This window comes from Pedobacter roseus (assembly GCF_014395225.1).
Taxonomy (GTDB): domain Bacteria; phylum Bacteroidota; class Bacteroidia; order Sphingobacteriales; family Sphingobacteriaceae; genus Pedobacter; species Pedobacter roseus.
Map to the genome: position 1 here is coordinate 1,573,201 of NZ_CP060723.1, position 25,826 is coordinate 1,599,026.

A 25,826-nucleotide genomic window follows, 5' to 3' on the forward strand; every position below is an offset into this window, starting at 1 on the left:
TTTATTTCTCATTACAGCTAACCATTTTTTCAGATGGAAGGAATGTTATTAGCCAATTTTAATCGATTTATATGCAACGCGAGTACCATTTTTCTGCTTTTTTATTGATTTTAATCCTGTTTTCAAGTGTTGTAGCTTCTGCCCAATCCACAAATGCTAGTATTTATGAGCAAACAAGCGAAATGGGGACTTTAATAGTTGGTTATCAAAAGGATGTGGATGCCATTAATGATTTTTATTACCCTTATGCTGCAGGAGGTTATTATTCTTATCCGATGACCACCTTTAAAAGTCCGGAGCAAAGAAAAAGGTTACAGGATATCAATAACGATTATTTGCAAAAATTAAAATCAGCCCCTTTCGAAACTTTTAGCATTTATGGCAAAGTAGATTATATCCTGCTAAAAAAGGAGATAGAATCGTCGGTATGGTTGCTGAATAAAGAAACTGCAGAATATAATGAACTGGCCAGGTATTTTACTTTTGCTGATTCTATTTATGAACTGGAAAAATTAAGACGGCGTGGTACTTATAAAGAGGGTGCTGTACTGGCCCTTCAGATGAGTGAAACGGCAAAACAGCTGGATACACTTAGCTTAAATTTTAAAAAGGGGCGTAAACTCAAGCCTGATCAGCTAAAAATGGCTGCTGAGGTTACCTTAAGTTTAAAACAACGGTTAAAAGGTTTTTATCAGTTTTATATGGATTATGAGCCGGGTTTTACCTGGTGGGCGCCTAAACCCTACGAAAGACTCGATCTGGCATTAAGCAATTATGCCAAACTGTTTGCCGATAAAAGCGATACAGGTTTAGTTAAATTAGATAAACCCGAAATAAAAGGAACGCCGATTGGCCGGGAGGAATTAATCAGGCAATTAAATGCAGAGCTTATTCCTTATACGCCAGAACAGTTGATCCAGCTTGCCGAAAAAGAATTTAAATATTGCGATGAAGAATTGCTAAAGGCCTCGGCAGCTATGGGTTATGGAAAGGACTGGAAAAAAGCGCAGGAAAAAATAAAAAACAGTTACGTGCCTTTGGGCAAACAGGCCGAATTAATTGTAAAACTGCAGAACGATGCCTTAACTTTTATAAAAGACAATGATCTCATCAATATACCTGCATTGGCCGAAGAAACCTGGGGCATGGTTATGATGTCGGCCGAACGCCAGTTGGTTAACCCGTTTTTTACCGGAGGGCGAGAAATCAGTATCTCTTATCCCACCAATTCGATGGAAGAAGACGATAAATTGATGAGTATGCGTGGCAACAATCCGTATTTTTCGAGGGGAACGGTGCAACATGAACTATTGCCGGGGCATCATTACCAGTATTTCATTAACAACCGTTATAAAAGTTACCGGGAGCCGTTTACAACACCTTTTAGTGTAGAAGGCTGGCCATTGTATTGGGAATTATTGCTTTATGATAAAGGTTTTGCCAAAACTCCGGAAGAAAAGATGGGCATGCTTTTCTGGCGCATGCACCGCTGTGCTAGGATTCTCTTTTCGTTAAACTTCCACCTTGGTAAATGGACACCACAACAATGCGTCGATTTCTTAGTCGACCGTGTAGGGCACGAACGCGCCAATGCAGAAGGCGAGGTACGCAGATCTTTCAAAGGCGACTACAGTCCATTGTACCAGGTGGCCTACCTCACTGGCGGCCTTCAGCTTTTTGCCTTAAAGAAAGAACTGGTTGATGGTGGTAAAATGAGTTTTAAAGCCTTTCATGATGCGGTGATTAAAGAAAACCTTATTCCGGTAGAAATGATCAGGGCTACTTTAACCAATCAGCCACTCACACGCGATTTTATGACTACCTGGCATTTTTACGATCAGCTTAAATAACCAATAGCAAAATACCGAACCAAACAACCAAACAACCAAACAAACAGACTATGGATCAGGAAACCACACAATTTAAACCCTCCCTCAAATTAATGGATGCCACTATGCTTGTCGCCGGGAGTATGATCGGATCAGGTATTTTTATTGTAAGTGCAGATATTACACGTAATGTGGGCAGTTCGGGTTGGTTATTGGTGGTATGGCTTATCACCGGTTTTATGACACTTACTGCTGCTTTAAGTTATGGCGAATTGAGTGCCATGTTCCCAAAAGCTGGCGGACAATACATTTATTTAAAAGAAGCCTACAATCCGCTGATCAGTTTTTTATATGGCTGGAGTTTTTTTACAGTTATCCAAACGGCAACAATTGCTGCGGTAGGGGTGGCATTTGCTAAATTTACAGCCTATCTGGTCCCGTCCCTAAGTGAAGATCTGGTGGCAATCGATCTGGGATTCTTTACCATTTCGCCGGCGCAGTTATTGGCCATTGCCGTCATTATACTGCTTACTTATATTAATAACAGGGGTGTAAATGGCGGTAAGGTAATTCAAACTACTTTTACAGTAGCCAAACTGCTCAGTTTATTTGGCCTTATAATGTTCGGACTTTTTTTCCTCGACAAAGGAATCTGGAAAACCAACTGGGAAAATATGTGGGCTTTAGGTTCTTTATCCAAAGATGGAAGCATCGGTTCTTATACTACCCTGGCTGCTTTTGGAGCCATTGCTGCGGCTATGGTGGGGTCGATATTCAGTAGTGATTCATGGCATAACGTAACCTTTATCGCCGGAGAGATTAAAAATCCGGCACGTAATATCGGTTTGAGTTTAGCTTTAGGGACCATTATTGTCACAGTACTTTATTTGCTCACCAATGTGATGTACACTGGCGTACTCTCGCTGCACAATATTGCTTATGCCGATAAAGATCGCGTTGCGGTTTCTGCAGCCAATCATATTTTTGGCACAGCCGGTACCATCATTATTGCCCTGATGATTATGGTTTCTACCTTCGGTTGCAATAACGGTTTAATTATGGCTGGTGCAAGGGTATATTATTCGATGGCCAAAGATGGACTTTTCTTTAAAAAAGTGGGTACGCTCAATAAAAATGCTGTTCCTGGTTTTGGCCTTTGGATCCAATGTGTTTTTGCCTGCCTTTGGTGCATAAGTGGTAAATATGGCGACCTGCTCGACATGATTTCCTTTGTTGTAGTGATGTTTTATATGCTCACCATTTTCGGGATTTTTATCCTGCGTAAAAAACGTCCCGATGTTCAACGCCCATACAAAGCCTTTGGTTACCCTGTACTACCTGTTATTTACATCGTGATGGGGCTTGCCTTCTGTATCTTGTTGATTATGTTTAAACCCAGGTTTACCTGGCCGGGATTAATTATTACCCTCATTGGTATTCCAGTTTATTACATCATTAAAGGAAGTATTGCCCGCCAGGATTTAAGGGCTAATGATGCGGCCGATGTTAGCGGTTAAAATATTGATGTTATCCGTCAATATCAAAAGGAAAACTGAAAAAACCTAAACTTATATTTACCACAAAAAACCTGTAATGACGATTTACCCCATCGCTAAAAAATCAATAGCCTTCGTTTTATTAAGTTTAGCATTTTTTCAAACAAAAGCACAGCAGGCGGCACTAGGACCTTACGCGCCAACTCCGCTCGAAATGGCTAATGCCTATCAATTATCCAATAAACTCGATACTGCAATCCGCAATATCCCCACCAATAACGACATCGTTCCTTTCTGGAAAAAAGATGGAAGTGCATTCTGGTATAAAAAGAACCTCCCTAATAAAACATGGGAATATTATTATGTAGATGCCGCAAACGGGAAGCGTAAAGTAGCATTCGATCATGATATCGTAGCCAAAAACATCGAAAAAATTACGGGCAAAAAGCAAAATCCGCTAAAACTTCAATTTGCTGAACTGTATTTCGCCGATCAGGGAAATACCGCGAAAATAAAAATACAAGATAACTGGTACCAGCTCAATCTTAGCGATTATAGTTTAACCAATACCAGCGACACCACAATTTACCGCTATTCTGCTAAAAAAGCTTTACAACAGCGTAGATCGCGTTGGCAAAGAAACCGCGAATCGATAAAATCGCCGGATGGCAAATATGAAATCCTAGTCAGGGGTGGGAACCTTTTGGTAGTGAATACGGAGACAAAAGCAGAAACGCAGTTGAGTACCGATGGTAATGCCGACAAACCTTTTGGCGATTTTTCATGGTCGCCAGATAGCAAAAACATCATTGCTTATAAAACTGATCCCAAAGAAATTAAAAAGGTGCATTATGTATTAAGTTCTGTTCCGGGCACAACCAGAGGAGAACTAAAATCAAGGGAGTACATGCAGCCAGGAGATGATTTTACATCCTATCAACCCTATATTTTTAATGTGGCCACTAAAAAGGCGGTAAAGGTTGATGCCGATCCAATAGATTTTTTCGGTCCGCAAGAATTGCACTGGCGCAATAATAATAGTAGGTATTATACCTACGAAAAAGTAGATAGGGGGCATCAGCGCTTTAGGGTAATAGAAGTGGATGTACTTACCGGAAAAACCAGAAATATTATCGACGAAAAAACGAAAACCTTTATTTACGAAAGCCGCATTTATACCCGTTATCTGCCTAAAACAAATGAAATGTTGTGGACCAGTGAACAGGATGGATGGCAACACCTTTATCTTGTTAATACGCTTACAGGAAAACAATCGCTGATTACAAAAGGCAATTATGTAGTTCGCGATATAGATAGTGTCGATGTGGTAAAACGTCAGGTTTGGTTTAGGGCGAGCGGAATGAATGCCAATGAAGACCCTTATTTTATCCACTATTACCGGATCGGTTTTGATGGAAAGGGTTTGATAGATCTTACGCCCGAAAAAGGAAACCATAACCTTAGCTTTTCTCCTGATCGCAAATATTACCTCGATACCTATTCGCAGGTAAATATTCCACCGGTTACAGAACTGAGGTTAACGGCGAGTACCAAAAAGATTGCGGAGATAGAACATGGACAAAAAGATGCTTTTCTGGCTACCGGGGTTAAATTACCCGAAGTTTTTGTGGCTAAGGGACGTGATGGTAAAACCGACATCTGGGGCATCGTTTGTTTCCCATCAAAAATGGATGCGAACAAAACCTATCCGGTTATCGAAAATATTTATGCAGGTCCTCACGATAGTTTTGTACCTAAAAACTTTCTTCCTAGTAGCGAAATGCAGAGCATAGCAGAATTGGGTTTTATTGTAGTACAGATAGATGGAATGGGCACGGCTAACCGATCTAAAGCTTTTCATGATGTGTGTTGGAAAAACATTGCCGATGCAGGTTTTCCTGACCGGATATTATGGTTAAAAGCAATGGCTGTAAAATATCCAAATGCTGATATTACCAGGGTAGGGATTTATGGAACCTCAGCCGGTGGACAAAGTTCAACAGGAGCGTTATTATTTCATCCTGAGTTTTATAAAGCGGCTGTTTCTGCATGCGGTTGTCACGATAACCGGATCGATAAACAATGGTGGAATGAACAATGGATGGGTTATCCTGTAGCAAAACATTATGAAGAACAATCCAACATTACAAATGCAGCTAAATTACAGGGCGATTTACTCCTGATTGTTGGCGAAGCTGACGAAAATGTACCACCAGAATCTACCTATAGGCTGGCTGACGCATTGATTAAAGCCAATAAAAATTTCGACATCTTAAGTATCCCGGGCATGGGCCATAGCGATGGAGGAGTATACGGCCGCAGGCGTAAACGCGATTTTTTTGTGAAACACCTGCTTAATGCCGAACCGCCAAATCCGAATGTTTCAAAGTAGAAAGGTTTTTTGGTTCATTAGTCATTAGTCATTGATTAATTGGTCATTGGTTCATTAGTCATTAGTTTATTGGTTCACTGGTCATTGGTTCCTTTTTAACTGATAATTGGTACATTAGTGCCAAATAATTCTAATCATCAGTAAATATGTTGCCAAAAATCAAAGTACCCTGCTTGTTTTTGTTTTTTTTAATGTTTAATGCATTTGTTGCTCATGCGGATAAGGTAGATTTCTATCAGATTAAAATTTATCATCTAAAAAACGATGCGCAGGAAAAAACGGTTGATGAATATTTGCAGCATGCTTATTTACCGGCACTCCACCGTTCGGGGGTTGCCAAAGTGGGCGTATTTAAGCCAATTGTGAGCGATCAGACGGCAGTTACAGAAAAACTTATTTATGTATTTATCCCTTTAAAATCATTCAATGGTATTTTAGAGCTTGATAAAAAACTGGCAAAAGATCAGCAATATGGTATTGATGGCAAAACCTATTTAGATGCGGTATATAACGATGTGCCTTATGAGCGATTAGAGTCTGTCGTTTTAAAAGCTTTTGAAGGTGCGCCTGTTTTTATGTTACCCAAGTTAAAATCACCAATGAAAGATCGGGTTTATGAGTTAAGGAGTTACGAATCGCCAACCGAAAAGTATTACCATAACAAAGTTCAAATGTTTAATAAAGGCGATGAAATAGGTTTGTTTAAGCGGCTTAATTTTAATGCTGTATTTTATGGAGAGGTAATTTCTGGTAGTCGTATGCCCAACCTGATGTACCTCACCACTTTCGAAAATAAAGCCGATAGGGATGAGCATTGGAAGGCTTTCTCTGCAGATGATTACTGGAAAAAACTATCTGCTATGCCTGAGTATCAGCACAATGTTTCAAAAAACGACACCAAATTTATCTATCCTACTGATTATTCGGATATTTAGTTCAATGGTTCACTGGTTCAGTGGTCATTAGTCATTTGTACATGAGTTCTTTGGAAATTGGTCATTGATAATTGGTTATTAACCATTATTGATTATTTAATTGGTCTTTCTCCTTTAACTTATTTGCTCTACACGGATAATCGACTCCCGACTTTGGACTAACCCGAAACCAACTGCTCAATAGCGTTTAAGAATTTTTTAAAATCGAGCGGTTTTGGTAAAAATTTATACTTATTGGTAAACGTATCAATGGCTTGTGTGCCTTGTGAACCTAAAATTACAACATATTTTACGCTGTTTTTTAACATCCTGGCTACATCAATCCCCGACATATCCATCTGTACATCTAAAAAAAGAAAATCGATTTTACCGAAAGTCCAAAAGGCTGCCATCGCATCCACTTTATCTGTAAAACTGCCTTTAAGTTCAAGTTTATCTATTTGAGAAACGAAATTTTCGAAAAGTGGTTTACTTACGCGGCTATCATCGATGATTACGCAACTGTAAGGTTGGGGGATAAAAGGTTCATTAGTATGATTTTGGCATCTGTAAGCAAAATGCTTGCCATAAATGGCTGCTAATTGTAATATTTAGGTAGGTTAATCGGTTAATTGTCTAATTGAGGCAGAACTGGTTAATCGGTTAATTGTTTAAATCGGTTAATTGACGCCAAACGCCAGACGCCAAACGCCAAACACGTTCATCGGTTAATCGACGCCAAATGCCTAGCTGGTTAATCGGTTAATTGTTTAAATCGGTTAATTGACGCCAAACGCCAGACGCCAAACGCCAGACGCCAAACCCATTCATCAGTTAATCGAAGCCAAACGCCAAGCAACTAAGGTTAACCCGTTAAATCTTAATGCCCTTAATTCCTTAATGATGAAAAATAAATCATTTGCTAATTGTTAATCGACGCCAAACGCTTAGGATGGTTAACTGGTTAATTGTTTAAATCGGTTAATTGATGCCAAACGCCAGACCCTAAACGCCAAACCCATTCATCAGTTAATCAACGCCAAACTCTGCGCGCTCTACGCACCAACCTAAAAGTAAAAAACATGATAGACAAACGATTGCGCGGTGTTTGTCCTTAAAAACACACCATTTCCTTACGCACGATTGCTAACTTTAGCCAACAGCAGCTAACAGCAAAAACTTGCTAATCATATCACATAACCAAATCAAATTTTAATGGCCCTGCAATCCTTTTACAAACGCTCTAAAACCATAATTCTGTTTACACTTCCTTCACTTTTTTATGCATTTCCAGGCTTTGTATCTGCACAGGAAACGGCTCAAAAGAACAATCAAACTGTTCAAAAAAGCATCAAGGTAACTGATGTAAAAAAGATTAATTCGACCACAGTTGAATTATTGCTTACCGATGATCAGCGCTTAACACTCGATTTTTATGGCGATAATATTTTTCGCCTTTTTCAGGATCCTACAGGTGGATTTATCCGTGATCCCGAAGCAAAACCGGAAGCTAAAATTCTGGTAGAAAATCCGCGCAGACCGGTTTCAAAACTGGAAATTAAGGATGAAAATAATCAATTGTTCATTTCTACAGCCAAGATTACCGTTCTGATCGATAAAAACACTTCTTTAATCAAAATTATTAACCTTGCTACGCAGACAGTGGCTGTAGAAGAGCTTGCACCCATTCAATTCGAAAAAGGAAAAGTAACTCTGAGCCTTAAAGAAAATCCACAGGAATATTTTTATGGCGGAGGCGTACAGAATGGCCGTTTTTCACATAAAGGGAAAGCCATTTCTATTGAAAACCAAAACAGCTGGACCGATGGCGGTGTAGCTTCGCCAACACCTTATTATTGGTCAACAAATGGCTATGCCGTAATGTGGTATACCTTTAGTAAAGGAAATTACAATTTCGGTGCTAAAGAAAAAGGATTGGTTAAACTGGCACACGAAACCAGCTACCTTGATGCCTTTTTTATGGTAAACAATGGTGCGGTTCCTTTATTGAACGATTTTTACCAGCTGACAGGAAATCCTATATTATTGCCAAAATTCGGTTTTTATGAAGGACATTTAAATGCCTATAACCGCGATTTTTGGAAAGAAGACGAAAAAGGAACGTTATTCGAAGATGGTAAACGTTATAAGGAAAGCCAAAAAGATAATGGCGGTATAAAAGAATCGCTTAATGGCGAAAAAAACAATTACCAGTTTTCGGCGCGGGCTGTGATCGACAGGTATAAGAAAAATGATATGCCTTTGGGCTGGGTACTCCCTAACGATGGTTATGGGGCAGGGTACGGCCAAACCGAAACATTGGATGGCAATATTCAAAATCTGAAAAGTTTTGGCGATTATGCCCGTAAAAATGGTGTAGAAATCGGTTTGTGGACCCAATCCGATCTGCATCCCAAAACAGGCGTAAGCCCCTTATTGCAACGAGACATTATTAAAGAAGCCAGGGATGCTGGTGTTCGCGTATTAAAAACCGATGTGGCATGGGTGGGTGCGGGTTATTCTTTCGGGTTGAACGGAGTAGCCGATGTTGCGCAGATTATGCCTTATTATGGCAACAGTAGCCGTCCATTCATCATTTCATTGGATGGCTGGGCAGGTACACAGCGTTATGCAGGCATCTGGTCGGGCGATCAAACCGGTGGGGTTTGGGAGTATATCCGTTTCCACATTCCAACTTATTTAGGTTCTGGTTTATCCGGTCAGCCAAATATTACTTCCGATATGGACGGTATTTTCGGTGGTAAAAATCAAACCATCAACACCCGCGATTTTCAGTGGAAAACCTTTACCCCAATGCAGTTGAACATGGATGGCTGGGGTGCCAATGAGAAATATCCGCATGCTTTGGGCGAGCCTGTTGCTTCCATTAACCGCAATTACTTAAAACTGAAATCCGAATTAATCCCTTACACTTATAGCATTGCCAAAGAAGCACTAACAGGCTTGCCGATGATCAGAGCTATGTTCCTCGAGTATCCAAATGCTTATACCAATGGTATTTCTACACAATACCAGTATTTGTATGGCCCGTCTTTCCTGGTTGCGCCTATTTATCAGGCAACTAAATCAGATGATAAAGGAAACGACATCCGCAACGGCATTTACCTGCCGGAAGGAAACTGGATTGATTATTTTACTGGTGAAAAATACGCTGGAAACTGCATCCTCAATAGTTTTGCCGCTCCAATTTGGAAATTACCTGTTTTTGTGAAAAATGGGGCTATTATCCCAATGACAAACCCAAATAACAATGTTTCTGAAATCAACAAAGCCAACCGGATTTATGAGCTTTATCCATCTGGAAATACCTCATTTACCGAATATGATGATGATGGAGCAACAGAAGCTTATAAAATAGGAAAAGGCGCTTCAACACTAATCGAATCAATAGCAGATCAAAAAAATAATGCATTAATAACGATTAATGCCACCAAAGGTGATTTTGATGGCTTTATAAAAGAAAAAACAACCGAATTAGTGGTGAATGTAACCGAAAAGCCTAAAAAGTTAACGGCAAAAGTTGGAAACAGTAAAATAAAATTGACGGAAGTAAACTCAAAAGAAGAGTTTTTAAAACAGTCTGATGTCTATTTCTACGATGCCTCCCCAAATTTAAACCGTTTTGCTACAAAAGGAAGCGATTTTGAAAAAGTTGTGATCACGAAAAATCCGCAAGTTTTAATTAAAATCCAGTCGACCGACATTACAGTCAACCCGGTAACCATTAATATAGATGGATTTAAATTTGAACCTGTAAATAAACAACGTGTATCAACAGGTAAGTTGACTGCTCCGGCTCATGCGAGCATCACTGATAAAAACAGTGAAGCTTATACCCTTACCCCAACATGGAGCAAAGTGAACAATGCCGATTTTTATGAAATCGATTTCAACGGGATGCATTATACCACCATCCGCGATACGGCCTTGTTATTTGATGGTTTATCGGCCGAAACACCTTATATATTTAAATTACGTGCGGTAAATAAGGATGGTTATTCTGACTGGACCGAAATTAAGGCCACCACTAAATCTAATCCCTTAGAGTTTGCCATTCAGGGGATTGTAGCCCAAACTACAGCCGAAAATCAGGGTGGTGATGAGGTTAACAACCTTTTCGATTTTGATGAGGGCAATATGTGGCATACTAAATGGGGCGTAAAATCAGTTCCTTTTGATATGGTGATTGATCTTAAATCAATCAATAAACTGGATAAATTTCATTACCTGCCACGCAGTGGAAGAGGTAACGGGATCTTGTTAAAAGGTAAAGTGTTTTACAGCAATAATAAAGAAAACTGGACTGACGCCGGAACTTTTGAGTGGGCCAATAATGGGGATGTTAAAATCTTTAATTTTGCCGGTCACCCTACTGCGCGTTATCTTAAAATTGCAGTTGCCGATGCGGTAGGTGGTTTTGGATCTGGTCGCGAATTATATGTATTTAAAGTTCCGGGAACAGAAAGTTACCTGCCTGGCGATATCAACAACGACCGCCTGATTGACCGGAATGATTTAACTTCTTACATCAATTATACCGGATTACGTAAAGGAGATGCCGATTTTGAAGGTTACATCAGCAATGGTGATATCAACAAAAACAACCTGATTGATGCTTACGATATTTCGGTGGTAGCCACTCAGCTTGATGGTGGGGCAGACGACAGCAAAATTGATAAATTAGCGGGTAAACTGGAAATCAGTGTTCCTAAACAAGCTTACAACAAAGATGAAATTATTGAAATTAAGGTAAAAGGAATAAACCTGAAATCAGTAAATGCTTTAAGTTTTGCGCTACCATACAATGCACAGGATTATGATTTTGTAAGCGTTCAGAGTTTAAACACCAAACAGATGGATAACCTTACTAACGATAGACTGCATACTAGCGGAGACAAAGTTCTATACCCAGCTTTCGTAAATGTTGGTGCAAAAGAGCCATTAAACGGAACCAGCGATTTATTTATCCTGAAGCTTAAAGCAAAACGTAAGCTACAGTTCGGGCTTAAGATTAGTGAAGGCATTTTAGTAGATAAGAATCTCAATTCAGTTAAATTTTAATTAGTTAGTTAGTTAGTTAGTGATTAGTGCAAAGAGGTCGGTTTTTACCGGCCTCTTTTTTTTAGATTCATGTTGAAAAAGCATTATTTTTGCATCATTTGCCATCAGGATAGAATACATTAAATAATAATTTATCAAATTGTATATTTACAATACGTCAGCCCCAATTTTTATTCAGCTATCCCTATCAGTTTTGCCCCTATAATGATGAGATTAATTAGAGCATTTTGTTTTATTGTGCAATTTTGGCTGCTTTTTAGTAGCGTTAATGCTCAGGTAGTTAATCAAACTTCTATTCCCGAACATTATGTGCTTAAAACTTACGGTATTAACGATGGCCTTCCATCGAAAAGTACAACAGTTGCTTTAAAAGATAAGAGAGGTTTCGTGTGGGTGGGTACAGAAAATGGCCTCTGTAAATTTGATGGCTACTCTTTTAAAATTTATGTAAATATTTTAGGGGATAGCACTTCATTAACCAATAATTATATCAATGCTGTAGTAGAAGACAGCAAGGGGATTTTTTGGGTAGGTACGATGAATGGTTTAAACAGGTTTGATCCGGTTACCGAAAAATTTGAACGTTTTTACCATAGAGAGAACGACAAAACCTCACTCAGTAATAATAAAGTATGGTCTATACTTATCGATAAAAAAAATAAACTATGGGTAGGTACCGATGATGGATTTAACCTTTTTAACAAAAACTCAAAAACTTTTAAGGTTTATCAGCCCGATCCTAAAAATCAATATGCTATTAAGGGGAAATCGGTTAATGCCATTGCAGAAGATAAATATGGCAATTTATGGTTAGGCAATTGGAGCAAGGGCTTAAATAAATTCGACCAAAAAACACATCGGTTTACGAATTACACACAAAAAGAGATCGCAAATGAAAAAAATCCAAACGATATCTGGACACTCTGTATAGATAATGACGGTATGATATGGATTGGATGTTATTGGAAAGGCGACCTGTTTCGTTTTGATCCAAAAAATGAATCCTTTACCACCTATCCCGGTAAAGGAACAGGTAATGCTTCAATATTTAGTGTTTTAAATTTAGGTGCAGCAAAATTACTGGTAGGTGGAAGCGCAGGTATATTCTGGGTAAATACCAAGCTAAATAAATGGGAGAAAATAGATGACCTCGAGTTTTTTGCCAATGGGAGTTTTTACCGTGATAAAACAGGTATGATATGGCTTTGTGGTAAAAATGGCCTCACCAAAATCGATTTTAATCAGTATAAATTTAATTTTGTTTCACTTTCACTGGGGCAGTCAGAAATCAAATCCATTATAAGTAATGGCAAGGGTTTTTGGGTAGGTACAAATAAAGGTTTGTTTAAATATAATCCCGATAATCGTTCAGTAATTAAACTGCAGCATACCAGTAATGCTAATAGTTTATCCAGTTCTGACATTATTAACCTATCTACCGATTTAAATGGCAGGCTCTGGGTAATGGGCGAAAATGGTTTCGACCGTTACGACGAGAAAGAGAATAAATTTGTTCACCATCACCACCGTTCGGCACTTGGTAGTTTTTTTAATGAAGATGTTTTTAGAGATCTTATCGAGGTAAATGATGGCGAATATTATTTGGCCACTGATGCCGGCCTAAAAATCTATAACGATAAAACCAAAAGTTATACCCATTATTTTAATGATCCTAAAAACCTGGCCTCGCTGAGTAATAATCATTTGTACTGCCTTTTAAAAGATGCGGAGGGAAATATCTGGATAGGTACTTATGGAAGCGGCCTTAGCCGGTTTGATCCTAAAACCAAAAAATTTAATAACTACCTGATCAATAACTCCAGGAAAGGCAGTATCAGTAATAACATTGTAAACAGTATTTATCTGGATTCTCATCAAAATGTTTGGGTTTGTACCCGAGATGGTTTAAATAAATATGTAGCCAAAACGAACACTTTCGAAATATATTCAAAACAGAACGGTTTTGCAAGCAATGTTTTTACCGATATGGTAGAAGATAATAATGGCAAGTTATGGGTAACCACTGAGCAGGGTATTTCACTTTTTGATCCGATAACCAAAGCCGTTCGAAATTACGATGAAAAGGATGGTGTTTATGCAAATGCTGCCATCTGTAAAAATGAAAAAGGAGAAATTTACCTTGCAGGCAATAAAGGCATCGTTTATTTTAATCCGCAACAGCTTAAGTACAATAAAGAAGCTCCTGCGGTTTACTTTTCTGATTTTTCGGTTTTTAATAAACTGATCCTCCCTGGAGAAAATTCTCCATTAAAGCAGCCGCTTTATATGACGAAGACCATCAGCTTACCTTACGATCAAAGTGTGCTTTCTTTTGGTTTTGTAGCCCTAAACTATACACTTTCAGAAAAAAACCAGTATGCTTATTTTCTCGAAGGTTTTGATAAAAAATGGAATTACAGTGGCAGCGAGCATAAGGTTACCTATACCAATTTAAATCCGGGTAAATACACCCTAAAAGTAAGGGCATCAAACAATGATGGGATCTGGAATATACAGGGCAATTCGCTCCAGATTATTATTACACCTCCCTGGTACAGTACCTGGTGGGCTTTTTGTCTTTATGGCCTGGCTTTCTTTGGCGTAGTGTATGCCTATCTTAAATATCGTGAGCATCAATCTAACTTAAAATTTCAGATTAAACTGGCCCATGTAGAAAGTGAGAAAGAAAAAGAGCTTAGCGAGAAAAAACTATCTTTTTTTACCAACGTATCACACGAGTTTCGTACGCCGCTTACCTTAATTATCAATCCGGTAAAAGAACTTTTATATAAAAACGATAATAATGTTGACACTACTGATTTAAATATTGTTTACCGTAATGCCAAGCGGCTTTTAAGCCTGGTAGATCAACTGTTGTTGTTTAGAAAAGCAGATACTTATGGCGAAAAGTTAAAAGTTGCACCAGTAAATCTGGTTAGCTTGTGCAAAGAGGTATTCCTTTGTTTTGTACACCAGGCCCGGTCAAAAAATGTAACCCTCGAATTTAGCTGTACCGATGAAGTGATTGCTTTTTATGCTGATAGGGAAAAAATTGAAATCGTGTTTTTTAACCTGCTTTCTAATGCGATAAAATTTACGCCAGAAGGTGGTACAGTGAAGATGATTGTAGATAACAGCAAAGAAAATGTGATCATCAGTATTGAAGATTCGGGTTGTGGTATCACAGATTTAGCGGGAGAAAAATTGTACGAAAAATTTTATCAGGATCCTGGGAACAAATCAGCTAAAGGTGGTTTTGGTATTGGTTTATACCTCGCTAAAAATTTTATTGAAATGCACGGAGGAACCATAAACTACTCCAGTATAGAAAATAAGGGCACAACCTTTAATATTGCTTTACTAAGGGGGACAAGTCATTTTAAGGACGCCATAATATTGGAGGAAGCATTGGTAGATACAGATTCATCCTTATTTAAAGAATTGATAGAAGATGAAATAACGGCAAACAAAATTGTAGAAGCTGCAGAAGAACAGGTAGTAGATAACCAGCTTGCTCTCGAATTAAAAACGTTGCTCATTATTGATGATAACATCGAAATCAGAGAATACCTGAAACAGGTTTTTAGAATGGATTACCATCTTTATGAAGCCAGTAATGGAGAAACCGGGTATGAAATGGTAAAAGAGCTGCTGCCTGATATTGTGATCTGTGATGTAATGATGGACGGCATAACGGGTATAGAGCTATGCAGTAAGATTAAGGAAGATGTTTCCGTGTCTCATATTCCTATTATTCTGCTTACAGCTATTTCAGCACCGGAGGTTAAACTTAAAGGAATAGAAGGTGGGGCCGACGATTACATTAGTAAACCTTTTGATAAGGATTTTTTAAAAGCAAGGGTGGCCAGTATATTAAAGAGTAAAAATGCCCTGCAAAAGTACTTCTATAACGAAATTACACTCAATACCAACAACACCAAAATCTCTGCCGAGTACAAAGAGTTTTTAGATAACTGTATCCGCATTGTAGAGGAAAACCTTATCGATCCTGATTTTAATATCGATACTCTGGCAACCGCCTTAGGTATATCGAGATCTAATTTGTACCGTAAAATAAAATCCATTTCAGGTCAGTCTGCTAATGGCTTTATCCGTTTCATCAGGTTAAGAAAAGCGGCCGAAATTTTCATCAATACCGATAAAACCATTCAGGAAACTTCTTACATGGTAGCCATTAACGATCCTAAATATTTTAGAGAGCAGTTTTATAAACTGTTTAACATGAATCCATCACAATACATTAAAAAATTCAGGAAGCCATTTTCCAATAATATCCAGTTAAATGCGACCATTAAAAAAGGTAAATAAAAGACGTGTTTAGTTGCTCATTTTTCTGTGATGTGGCTTAAAACCTCATTTCAGCCCTAATTCGGTTCGTTTACCCCTCTAATTTGGATTGTTTGTACCCCATTGATATTGTTTGTTGGAACTAATTTAGACCTCCACAAAGCAGCGCTATAACTATAAAATCTAATAACAAACTATTATTAGGTAAAGTATGGGCCTGGTCTGCTAACCAAATATTAAACGTGCAAACCAAAATGAGCAAGAAAAAAAATCTGAAGGAATTTTCGCCTTTAAAATTCTTTAAAATTAAAGCCCTGGCTTTTCTATTTATCCTATCCATTAGTTTACCTGTAGCCGCTTCTTCCTTTTCTGCAGGGGTAGAAAAAACGAACCCGGCGCGCGAAATTGTAATCACAGGTACGGTAACAAACGAAACTGGTGCTACATTTCCAGGTGTAGCAGTTAAGATCAAGGGAACCGAAAAAGCTGTGCAAACCGATGCTAAAGGTAAATTTAGCATCAGCGTTGCAGCCACAACAGACGTACTTGTTTTTTCTTTTGTAGGCTACACCAATCAGGAGCAAACGGTTGGTGATAGAACAACCATTAATGTTCAGCTTGGCGCTGATACCAAAACACTAAACGAACTGGTAGTGGTGGGTTATGGAACACAGAAGAAAGCAACGCTTACCGGATCAATATCGCAGGTAAAAGGCGCCGACCTGGTAAAGAGTCCGCAACCCAATTTATCCAATTCATTAGCGGGCCGGTTTTCTGGTGTCGTAATTAACAACAGAAGTGGTGAACCAGGTTTTGATGGTTCGAACATTACTATCAGGGGTTTGGCTACAACCGGGAGCAACAGCGTGTTAATTGTTGTAGATGGAATTCCCGGACAAATTGGTGGATTAGAACGTCTAGATCCCAATGATATTGAGAGTGTGTCTGTACTAAAAGATGCTTCTGCTGCTATTTATGGTAACAGAGCAGCCAACGGGGTAATTTTAGTCACTACAAAAAAGGGTAAAACGGGTAAACCAACCATCAATTATAGTTTTAACCAGGGTTTCAGCTCACCAACAAGATTGCCTAAAATGGCAGATGCCGCAACTTATGCGCAGATTATGAACGAAATCAGTTTCGATTCAAATCCTTCAGGTGGACTTAATCAGTCGTACTCGGCAGATCAGATCGAAAAATTCCGTAATGGTTCCGATCCGTTGTTATATCCTAACACCGATTGGATTGACCAAACCTTAGAAAAAACAGCTTTACAAAGCCAACACAGCCTTTCCATTAATGGTGGCGGACAAGATGTAAAGTATTACATGTCGTTAGGAACTGTTTCTCAAGATGGTTTGTATAAAAATGGAGTAACCAAATACAATCAGTACAATTTTCGTACGAATATAGATGCCAATGTTTCTAAGTACCTTAAAGTTGGTTTATCGGTATCAGGCAGGCAAGAAAACAGATTGTTCCCTCAGGTAGGAGCTGGTGACGTTTTTAGATCTATTTATAGGGCAAAACCAATTGTATCTGCATATTATCCAAATGGTTTACCAACAACTGGTATAGAAAATGCAAATCCTGCGGTGCAGGTTACCGATATAGGCGGAACGAATAAATCACCAACACAGGTTTTAAACGGTATTTTAAGAGCTACTTTTATTATTCCAGGGGTTGAAGGCCTTTCAGTTGATGGTTTCTTTTCTGCTGATAAATCCAATGTGTTTACCAAAAGTTTCAGCAAACCATATCTGTTATATCAATACGATCCTACATCTAATACCTATAATAGCGTAATTACCGGGGGTAACAACCAAAAAGCTACGTTGACCGAAAGTCACAGAAATGAATCGTTGCTTACTTCAAATATCAAACTAAATTATGCCCGTCGTTTTAACCTGCACGACATTAATGCTTTTGTGGGTTATGAGCAGAGCGAGAATCATTTAGAATATTTCGATGCACAACGTTTTAACTTCCTTTCTACATCCTTGCCTGAGCTTTCTCAGGGAGGTACTGCTGCTACCGACTTTTTAAACTCAGGCTACAGCACAAACTATAACCGCCGAAGCATTATTAGTCGCCTGGCCTATAGCTATGATGATAAATACCTTTTTGAAGGCCAGTTGCGTGTAGATGGATCATCAATTTTCCCCCAGGGCAAACAATATGGTTATTTCCCTTCTGTTTCTGCAGGATGGGTAATCTCAAAAGAAAAATGGTTTAGCGAAAGCATTAAGTTTGTTGATAATTTAAAAATCCGTGCTTCATACGGAGCGCTGGGTAACGATAATGTAAATGGTTTCCAGTATTTTGATAATTATGTGTTGGTTGGGAATGGGTTTGTAGCCCAAAGCCCGGGTGCAACCTCATCAACCATACAGCCGGGGGTGAACTTAGTTAAACTTGCAAACCCGAACATTACCTGGGAGGTAGCAAAAAAACTTGATATTGGTTTCAATGCCGTGTTATTCAAAAACTTCAGTATCGAAGCGATTTATTTTCAGCAGAAACGTTCTGATATCCTAACCACGCGTAATGCATCATTACCTGGTTCTTCAGGAATTGTAAACCCTTTTGGTTCCGATCCGCTGGTACCTTCAGAAAATATTGGTAAGGTTAATAACGCTGGTTTTGAAGCTACCTTAGGGTATAACCACAATGGCGAAAACTTTAAGTGGAATGCATCAGGTAACATTACTTACGCAAAAAGCAAAGTAATTTTTATTGATGAGGCCAGCGGTACGTTAGATTATCAGCGCCAAACCGGAAGACCATTAAATGCCAATCTGCTTTACAATAGCATTGGTATATTCAGAACTCAGCAAGAGTTGGATGCTTACCCACACGTAAGTGGCGCTAAAATAGGCGATCTTAAGTACCTCGATTATAATGGCGATGGCAAAATAACAGCGGATGACCAAACCAGAACACCATATAGCAATATTCCTCAGATTACCTATGGTTTTACACTTGGCGCATCTTATAAAAACTTTGATGTATCGATGGTATTGGCAGGGCAAACGCAGGTTAGTCAATACGTTTTGCCAGAATCGGGTAGTGTAGGTAATTTTTATAGCAGCTGGGCCGATAACAGGTTTAGTGCGGCAAATCCGAACGGAACTTATCCAAGGGTAACCGACCGGGCATCGAATGCGATTAGCGGTGGGCAGTTTAACAATACTTTCTGGTTAAATGATGCCTCGTTCTTAAGGCTTAAAAATGTAGAAATTGCCTATAACATTAAAGCCAGTTTCTTAGATCGTATCAATATATCGGGATTAAGGTTTTATGCGAGTGCATTTAACTTGTTTACCATTTCTAAAGTAAAAGATTACGATCCTGAAGGAACCAGTGGCAGCGGACAATTTTATCCACAGCAACGCATTATTAATTTAGGCGCCAACATTAAATTCTAAATATCATGAATAACAAATCAATATATATATCACTTTTAGGCCTGTCTCTTTTCTCTATGAGTATTGTGGGCTGTAAAAAAGAATTTTTAAATGTAGAACCAACAGATAGGATTTCTACAGCTGCTATAGAAACCGACACCGCTGTTTTTGAAGCATACGTAACCAACCGTTATATCGCCAGCAGATTACAGGATAAAGAGGGCGATGGTTCTTCGCCGGGTTTCGGCAGAGGTTTTGAATATAGTATGTGGAGCTCATTTACTGATGAATCTATTTATAATAACGATGATGCCACCTGGTTGATCCAAAGGGGACAGCTGGCTCCGGAAAATTTAGGTAGTGCTGGTGTGTATTGGGGAAGGAGTTACAAAAGCATCAGAGAATGTAATTATGCGCTCGAAGTGCTCAGTAAAATTAGCATGAGTGCAGCACATAAAAAACAACTGGTTGCAGAACTTAAGTTTATTAAAGCTTTCCGTTATCAGGATTTGATCCGGAATTATGGAGGTGTAGTTTTGATGGGAGATAAGGTTACCAACCTGACCGATAATTTGCAGGATCCGGCTTTGTTTCAACGTGCCTCGATTAAAGAATGTATAGATTATGTGGCAGCTCAGCTAGACCAGGCTGCAACAGATTTACCTTTGGATAATAGCAGCAGCTGGATGGTAGGAAGGGCAACTAAAGGCGCAGCACTTGCGCTAAAATCCCGCTTACTTTTATATGCAGCAAGTCCATTGTATAATGCTGGTACCTGGCAGGCGGCTGTTACGGCAGCCCAGGCCGTTATTTCTTTAAATAAATATGGAATATATACTGGCGGTTATGGAAATTTATTCTTAACCGACCAAAGTAATGAAATTATCTTTGCGAGGTTGTTTACCAAAAATGCAAATCACACCCATTTGGAAATTGCTAACGGCCCAAACGGTTATGGTGGTTGGGGTGGAAATCTCCCTATGCAAAACCTGGTTGACGATTACGAAATGGCCAATGGAAAACCGATTACCGACCCTACCTCTGGTTACGATAGCAATGAACCTTACAAAGGCCGTGACCCTCGTTTTGCAGCAACTATTTTATACAATGGCGCAGCATACCGCGAGCGTAATGTAGAAACCTTTATTCCGGGAGGAAAAGACAGTAAAGATGGAATTGACAACTGGAATACCACAAAAACCGGATATTACCTTAAAAAATTCATGAATAATGCCTATCCATTGCAAAACCCCTGGGGCAATGCAGGTTTTCAGCCCTGGATCTATTTTAGATATGCAGAAATTTTGCTTAATTATGCCGAAGCTGCAAACGAAGCTTATGGCCCAGATGCTGTTCCGGCCGGATCAACACTATCGGCAAGACAAGCCATCAACATGGTGAGGGCAAGACCTGATGTGAATATGCCTGCACTGGCTGTTGGACTTACCCAGACACAAATGCGCGATGCGGTTCGTTATGAGCGCAGGGTAGAACTTGCTTTCGAAGAACATCGCTTTTACGATGTAAGGAGATGGAAAATTGCAGATGTAACTGAAAACAAACCTGCTGCCGGAGTAATTGTTACCAAAACAGCTACTGGATTTACATATACACCGAAAGTTGCTTTAGATGGGCGTAAGTTTGAAACCAAACATTATTGGTTTCCCATCCCTCGGGCAGAGATTTTAGCTTCAGGTGGAAAATTACAGCAAAACCCGGGTTATTAATAAATAGAAATTAAATTGTACATAATGAAGCCATATCAACATCTTGATCGTTTGTTTGTCTGCCTGGCCATGTTTTTTTATGGCGGAACTGCTTTTGCACAAGAAGTTGTAAAAATTGAAATCGATCCGTCCATCACATTCCAGACCATGGAAGGCTTTGGTGCTTCTGATGCATGGACTTGTCAGTTTGCCGGATTATGGCCTGCAGCGAAAAAGGATAAGATGGCTGATTTACTTTTTAGTACCCAAACTACAAAAACGGGTCAGCCCCTGGGTATTGGCCTTAATATGTGGCGTTTCAGCATTGGTGGTGGCAGTGCCGCCCAAGGTAAGGCAAGCGATATTGGCGACGAATGGCGTCGTCAGTACGCTTTTCTGCAGCCAGATGGTCGTTATGACTGGAACGCAATGCCAGGACAAACCTGGTTTTTAAAAGCTGCTAAAACCCGTGGCGTAAAACAGTTTATCGGCTTTGTAAATAGTCCAAATGTACTTTTCACCAAAAACGGAAAAGCATACTCTACCGATGGTAACTGCAACCTGAATTTTAATAAACTTCCCGAATTTTCTGCCGATCTGGTAGCTACAATTAATGGAATAAAAAAAACAACTGGCATAGAACTGGATTACCTCAGTCCTGCAAATGAGCCACAGTGGAAATGGAATGAGCACAATCAGGAAGGCTGTCCTTATAACAATACCGAATTGGCCCAGCTTTATAAAGGTGTAAATGATGCATTTGCTAAAAATAAGATCAAAACCAAAATACAGATAGGAGAGGCAGGGCAACTCGATTATTTATATGATAATGGAAATACCACAAAGGGAAATCAGGTATATCAGTTCTTTAATGCTTCATCTCCTAATTATGTAGGCAACCTTTCCAATATAGATCAATCAATTTCTGCTCATAGTTATTTTACCACAAGTCCTGAACAAAAATTTATTAATACCCGTATAAAAACAGCAGAAGCAGTAGCCCGGATAAAAGGTTTAAGGTATTGGATGTCTGAATATTGTGTGCTTGGTGATGATGTGCTTAAGGGCGAGAAACGTGACCTGGGCATGGTAACCGCTTTGTTTATTGCAAAGTTGATCCACCATGATCTTGTTTTGTCAAATGCTACATCATGGCAATGGTGGCTGGCGGTATCAACCGGCGATTACAAGGATGGTCTGGTTTATATCGATCAAAATAAAACCGACGGGCAAGTGTACGAGAGCAAAATGTTATGGGCTTTAGGCAATTACAGCCGTTTTATAAAAGAGGGAAGTAAACGCCTTCAGGTTAAAATGTTAAACGAAAAAGCTGCCCCGGTTTATGTATCATCCTACTTGCAGAATAAAAAGATGGTAACCGTAGCCGTTAACACTACTGATACTGATGTGGATCTTGATGTGGAAGTTAAAGGACGGCTGCAAAATTCGGTTCAAACCTATGTTACTTCTGCTGAATATAGTTTGGCGCCTTATAAACAATATACAAACACTAAAAAAATCCGCATTCCGGCTAAATCGGTTACCACTGTGCTCAGTGATTAATTTGTAACGCACTCAATATTACATTTCCATTTGATTTTAACGCCCAAAGACTGTATTTAGATCGATATGGCTATGCCATGTCTTAAACTTTACCTTAACGATAACACACAATGAAGCCTATTATTAAAAATTTAATGCCCTTCGTAATCCTGATTACTTGTTTAACGAGCTTTAAGGGTTACGCGCAGTCTCCGCATACTTTCAAACTTGCTGATTCTGTTTTTTTGCTCGATAATAAGCCTTTCCAAATCATCTCAGGCGAAATGCATTACCCCCGGATACCGAGAGAAGCATGGCGCGATAGAATGAAAATGGCTAAAGCAATGGGTTTAAATACCATTGGTACTTACGTATTTTGGAATGTACACGAACCACAGAAAGACCAGTTTGATTTTTCTGGCAATAATGATATTGCAGAATTTGTACGTATCGCAAAAGAAGAAGGATTATGGGTATTGCTTCGTCCCAGTCCTTATGTATGTGCCGAATGGGAGTTTGGCGGTTATCCATTTTGGTTACAGAACATCAAAGGTTTGCAGGTAAGGAGTAAAGAAGCACAATATTTAAAAGAATACAAAGAATACCTTACCGAGATTGGTAAACGTTTAGCACCATTGCAGGTTAACCATGGTGGCAACATCTTAATGGTACAGGTAGAAAACGAATATGGATCTTATGGGAATGACAAAGAATACCTGAAGATCAATACCCAGCTCTTTAAAGATGCCGGTTTTGATGGCGTGCTTTCTACCTGCGATCCTGTTCCTGCATTAGAAGGTGGTCATTTGGCGGGTTTGCTTCCAGGTGTAAATGGTATCGATAACCCCGCCCAGATTAGAACGCTGATCAAGAAATATAACAATGGTACCGGACCTTATTTTGTGCCAGAATGGTACCCGGCCTGGTTCGATTGGTGGGGTACAAAACACCATCAGGTAGATCCAAAAGTGTATGCCAATAAACTAGATACCGTACTTAAAGGAGGGATTTCTATTAACATGTATATGTTTCACGGCGGTACAACCAGAGGTTTTATGAATGGGGCAAACTATAACGATTCTACCGCTTACGAACCGCAGATTAGTAGTTATGATTATGATGCCCCTTTAGATGAGGCAGGGAACGCCACGCCAAAGTTTAAGCTTTTCCGCGAAGCGATTAAAAAGAATTTACCCGCAAACCAAACACTTCCTGCTGTACCTGCCGCCAAGCCGGCTGCAGCATTGCCTGTAATCACCTTTAACAAATCAACAGACATCTTTAACCTTATTGGGAAACCGCAATTAAATGAAAATCCATTAACCTTCGAAGCCCTTAACCAGCCTTATGGTTTTGTATTATACAGCAGCACAATAAAAGGTGGACGTAAAGGCGTAATTAAAATCAACGAGCTGCGTGATTACGGCTTAGTGTATATCAATAAAAAACTTGCAGGTGTTTTAGACAGACGCCTTTATCAGGATAGTTTAGTGCTTGATCTTCCTGCTGGCAATGTGCAATTGGATATTTTAGTAGAAAACATGGGTCGGATTAATTTTGGGCCTTACCTGCTTAAAAATAACAAAGGGATTACCAAAAATGTAACTTTTAATGGTGAAGAGATTAAGTCGTGGAAAATGTACCCCCTGCCATTTGATAAAATAGATAACCAAAAAATACAGCCTAAAGTAAATAGCCAGTCTGCGGCGGTACTTAAATCGGCTTCCTTTAATTTAACAAAAGTTGCCGACACGTATTTAGATATGCGCCAGTGGGGAAAAGGACTGGTATGGGTTAATGGACATAATTTGGGTAAATATTGGGCTATTGGACCACAACAAACCATTTATTTACCTGCAGAGTGGCTTGAAAAGGGAAAGAATGAAATTGTAGTTTTCGAACTGCTTAAACCTACGCAGCATACATTAAGCAGCTTAGCTAAACCTATTTTAAATGAACTAAAAAAATAAAAAACATTTCGATTTTCTTCTGGTTAACGCCTCACTAACCAAATATTAAATCATTACCTATGAAAATTAAAACGTCAATCGCAATGATGGCCGTGATGTTAAGCGCGTGCTTAATGGGCTGTGAAAAGAAAGAATTAATTACAGAAACTCCGCCTGATATCGGAAAAACAGAAGTTATAGATGCTCAAAAGGCAAATGTAGAATCGGTTGGTGCTGCGGGTATTGCAGGTGTAAATTGGGCCGATGGCCGCGACAATTTTGTTGATGGCTGGGTAATCCCCTCAGGCTTAACCGCTGGTGATAATTATACCACAGTATCGGCAAAGGCCAATGCGATATTGACAGGTTTTCAAAATAATATGCCGGGTGTAAATACCGTAAGATTACCAATTAATCCGCCTAGCGTAGCAGAAGCATGGTGGGGTGCATATACTGGTGCAATAGATCGTGCACTAAGCAAGAATATGAAAGTGATTTTGGCTTGTTGGGAGAGTGCATCTTCTCATAATGGTACTATTGATGATACCACTCAGTTTTGGGCCATGTGGCAAACCGTAGTTAACAAATACGGAAGTAATGCTAATGTATATTTCGAACCTATGAATGAGCCCTATGGTTATACCTTAGCTCAGTTAACCACTATTTATGCCGAATGGCTTTCCCGTTACCCCAATGTAAGCAAAGGCCGGATTCTTTTGGGTGGTACCGGCTATTCGGAAAATGTAACCGCTGTTGGGGCAGACAGCCGCTTTTCGAGTTGCCTCTTATCCCTGCATAATTATGCATTTTGGGCTACCAGAACACAATCGGCCTGGGAAGCCGACTGGCGAAGCCGTTTTGGAAGTTATGCAAGCCGTACTGTGGTTACGGAATATGGTGCAGCCATGACTACAGGTAAAAATTATACCGGTTCGGTTGGTAGCGATAATGAGATTGCCTATATAGTTGGTTCTACCAATGTATTTAGAAACGATAAAGTTGCCAGCGTGTACTGGCCAGGGCTTAGAGATAACGACAGTTACAGTATTCAGAACCGTGGCGGAAGCGGAACAAATATTACCTTAACTACCACCAATCAATCGGGATTAACCCGTATCAGGTATGGTTGGGGTTTATAATAAGATTTAAAGAAAAGAATCCGTCTCCCGGATAATGATTTAAGAGACGGATTTTGCTTGAT

The 25,826-nt window shown here is 39.3% G+C and carries 12 protein-coding genes; 11 read left to right on the forward strand and 1 reads right to left on the reverse strand.

The genetic code is table 11. The features are described 5' to 3' along the window. The first annotated feature begins 71 nt into the window (after positions 1-71). From H9L23_RS06920 to H9L23_RS06935, 4 genes are all read left to right on the forward strand, one after another. A complete protein-coding gene (locus H9L23_RS06920; protein ID WP_187594274.1) occupies positions 72-1,850 on the forward strand; it encodes a DUF885 family protein in 1,779 nt (592 codons plus the stop codon). Positions 1,851-1,900: 50 nt separating this feature from the next. Next, entirely contained in the window at positions 1,901-3,346 is a 1,446-nt protein-coding gene (locus H9L23_RS06925) for an APC family permease (protein ID WP_187594275.1), read from the forward strand. A gap of 76 nt (positions 3,347-3,422) precedes the next feature. Then, positions 3,423-5,717, forward strand: a complete 2,295-nt coding sequence (locus H9L23_RS06930) for a S9 family peptidase (RefSeq protein WP_187594276.1) — start codon at positions 3,423-3,425, stop codon at positions 5,715-5,717. A 191-nt stretch (positions 5,718-5,908) separates the two neighbouring features. Then, positions 5,909-6,652, forward strand: a complete 744-nt coding sequence (locus tag H9L23_RS06935; RefSeq protein WP_246474875.1) for an NIPSNAP family protein — start codon at positions 5,909-5,911, stop codon at positions 6,650-6,652. Between the two features lie 158 nt (positions 6,653-6,810). Here H9L23_RS06935 and H9L23_RS06940 read toward each other — a convergent pair whose 3' ends face one another. Beyond that, positions 6,811-7,044 (reverse strand): DNA-binding transcriptional response regulator, encoded by a 234-nt coding sequence (locus H9L23_RS06940; protein WP_187594278.1) that lies wholly within the window; start codon positions 7,042-7,044, stop codon positions 6,811-6,813. 802 nt (positions 7,045-7,846) lie between these two features. On the opposite strand from H9L23_RS06940, the gene H9L23_RS06945 reads away from it, so the two are divergent. The 7 genes from H9L23_RS06945 (at position 7,847) to H9L23_RS06975 (ending at position 25,764) form a co-directional block, all read left to right on the forward strand. Further along, positions 7,847-11,713 (forward strand): TIM-barrel domain-containing protein, encoded by a 3,867-nt coding sequence (locus H9L23_RS06945; protein ID WP_187594279.1) that lies wholly within the window; start codon positions 7,847-7,849, stop codon positions 11,711-11,713. A 204-nt stretch (positions 11,714-11,917) separates the two neighbouring features. Continuing rightward, a complete protein-coding gene (locus H9L23_RS06950; protein WP_187594280.1) occupies positions 11,918-16,042 on the forward strand; it encodes a hybrid sensor histidine kinase/response regulator transcription factor in 4,125 nt (1,374 codons plus the stop codon). A 233-nt stretch (positions 16,043-16,275) separates the two neighbouring features. Beyond that, positions 16,276-19,449, forward strand: a complete 3,174-nt coding sequence (locus H9L23_RS06955; RefSeq protein WP_187594281.1) for a SusC/RagA family TonB-linked outer membrane protein — start codon at positions 16,276-16,278, stop codon at positions 19,447-19,449. Between the two features lie 5 nt (positions 19,450-19,454). Next, positions 19,455-21,155 (forward strand): RagB/SusD family nutrient uptake outer membrane protein, encoded by a 1,701-nt coding sequence (locus H9L23_RS06960; protein WP_187594282.1) that lies wholly within the window; start codon positions 19,455-19,457, stop codon positions 21,153-21,155. Between the two features lie 24 nt (positions 21,156-21,179). Then, the gene (locus H9L23_RS06965) at positions 21,180-22,697 is read left to right on the forward strand and encodes a glycoside hydrolase (RefSeq protein WP_187594283.1); all 1,518 of its coding nucleotides are present in this window, start codon (positions 21,180-21,182) and stop codon (positions 22,695-22,697) included. Between the two features lie 110 nt (positions 22,698-22,807). Continuing rightward, entirely contained in the window at positions 22,808-24,646 is a 1,839-nt protein-coding gene (locus tag H9L23_RS06970) for a glycoside hydrolase family 35 protein (RefSeq protein ID WP_246474876.1), read from the forward strand. Between the two features lie 59 nt (positions 24,647-24,705). Then, positions 24,706-25,764, forward strand: coding sequence for a cellulase family glycosylhydrolase (locus H9L23_RS06975; RefSeq protein ID WP_223191049.1), 1,059 nt, complete (start codon positions 24,706-24,708; stop codon positions 25,762-25,764). Positions 25,765-25,826 lie beyond the last annotated feature (62 nt).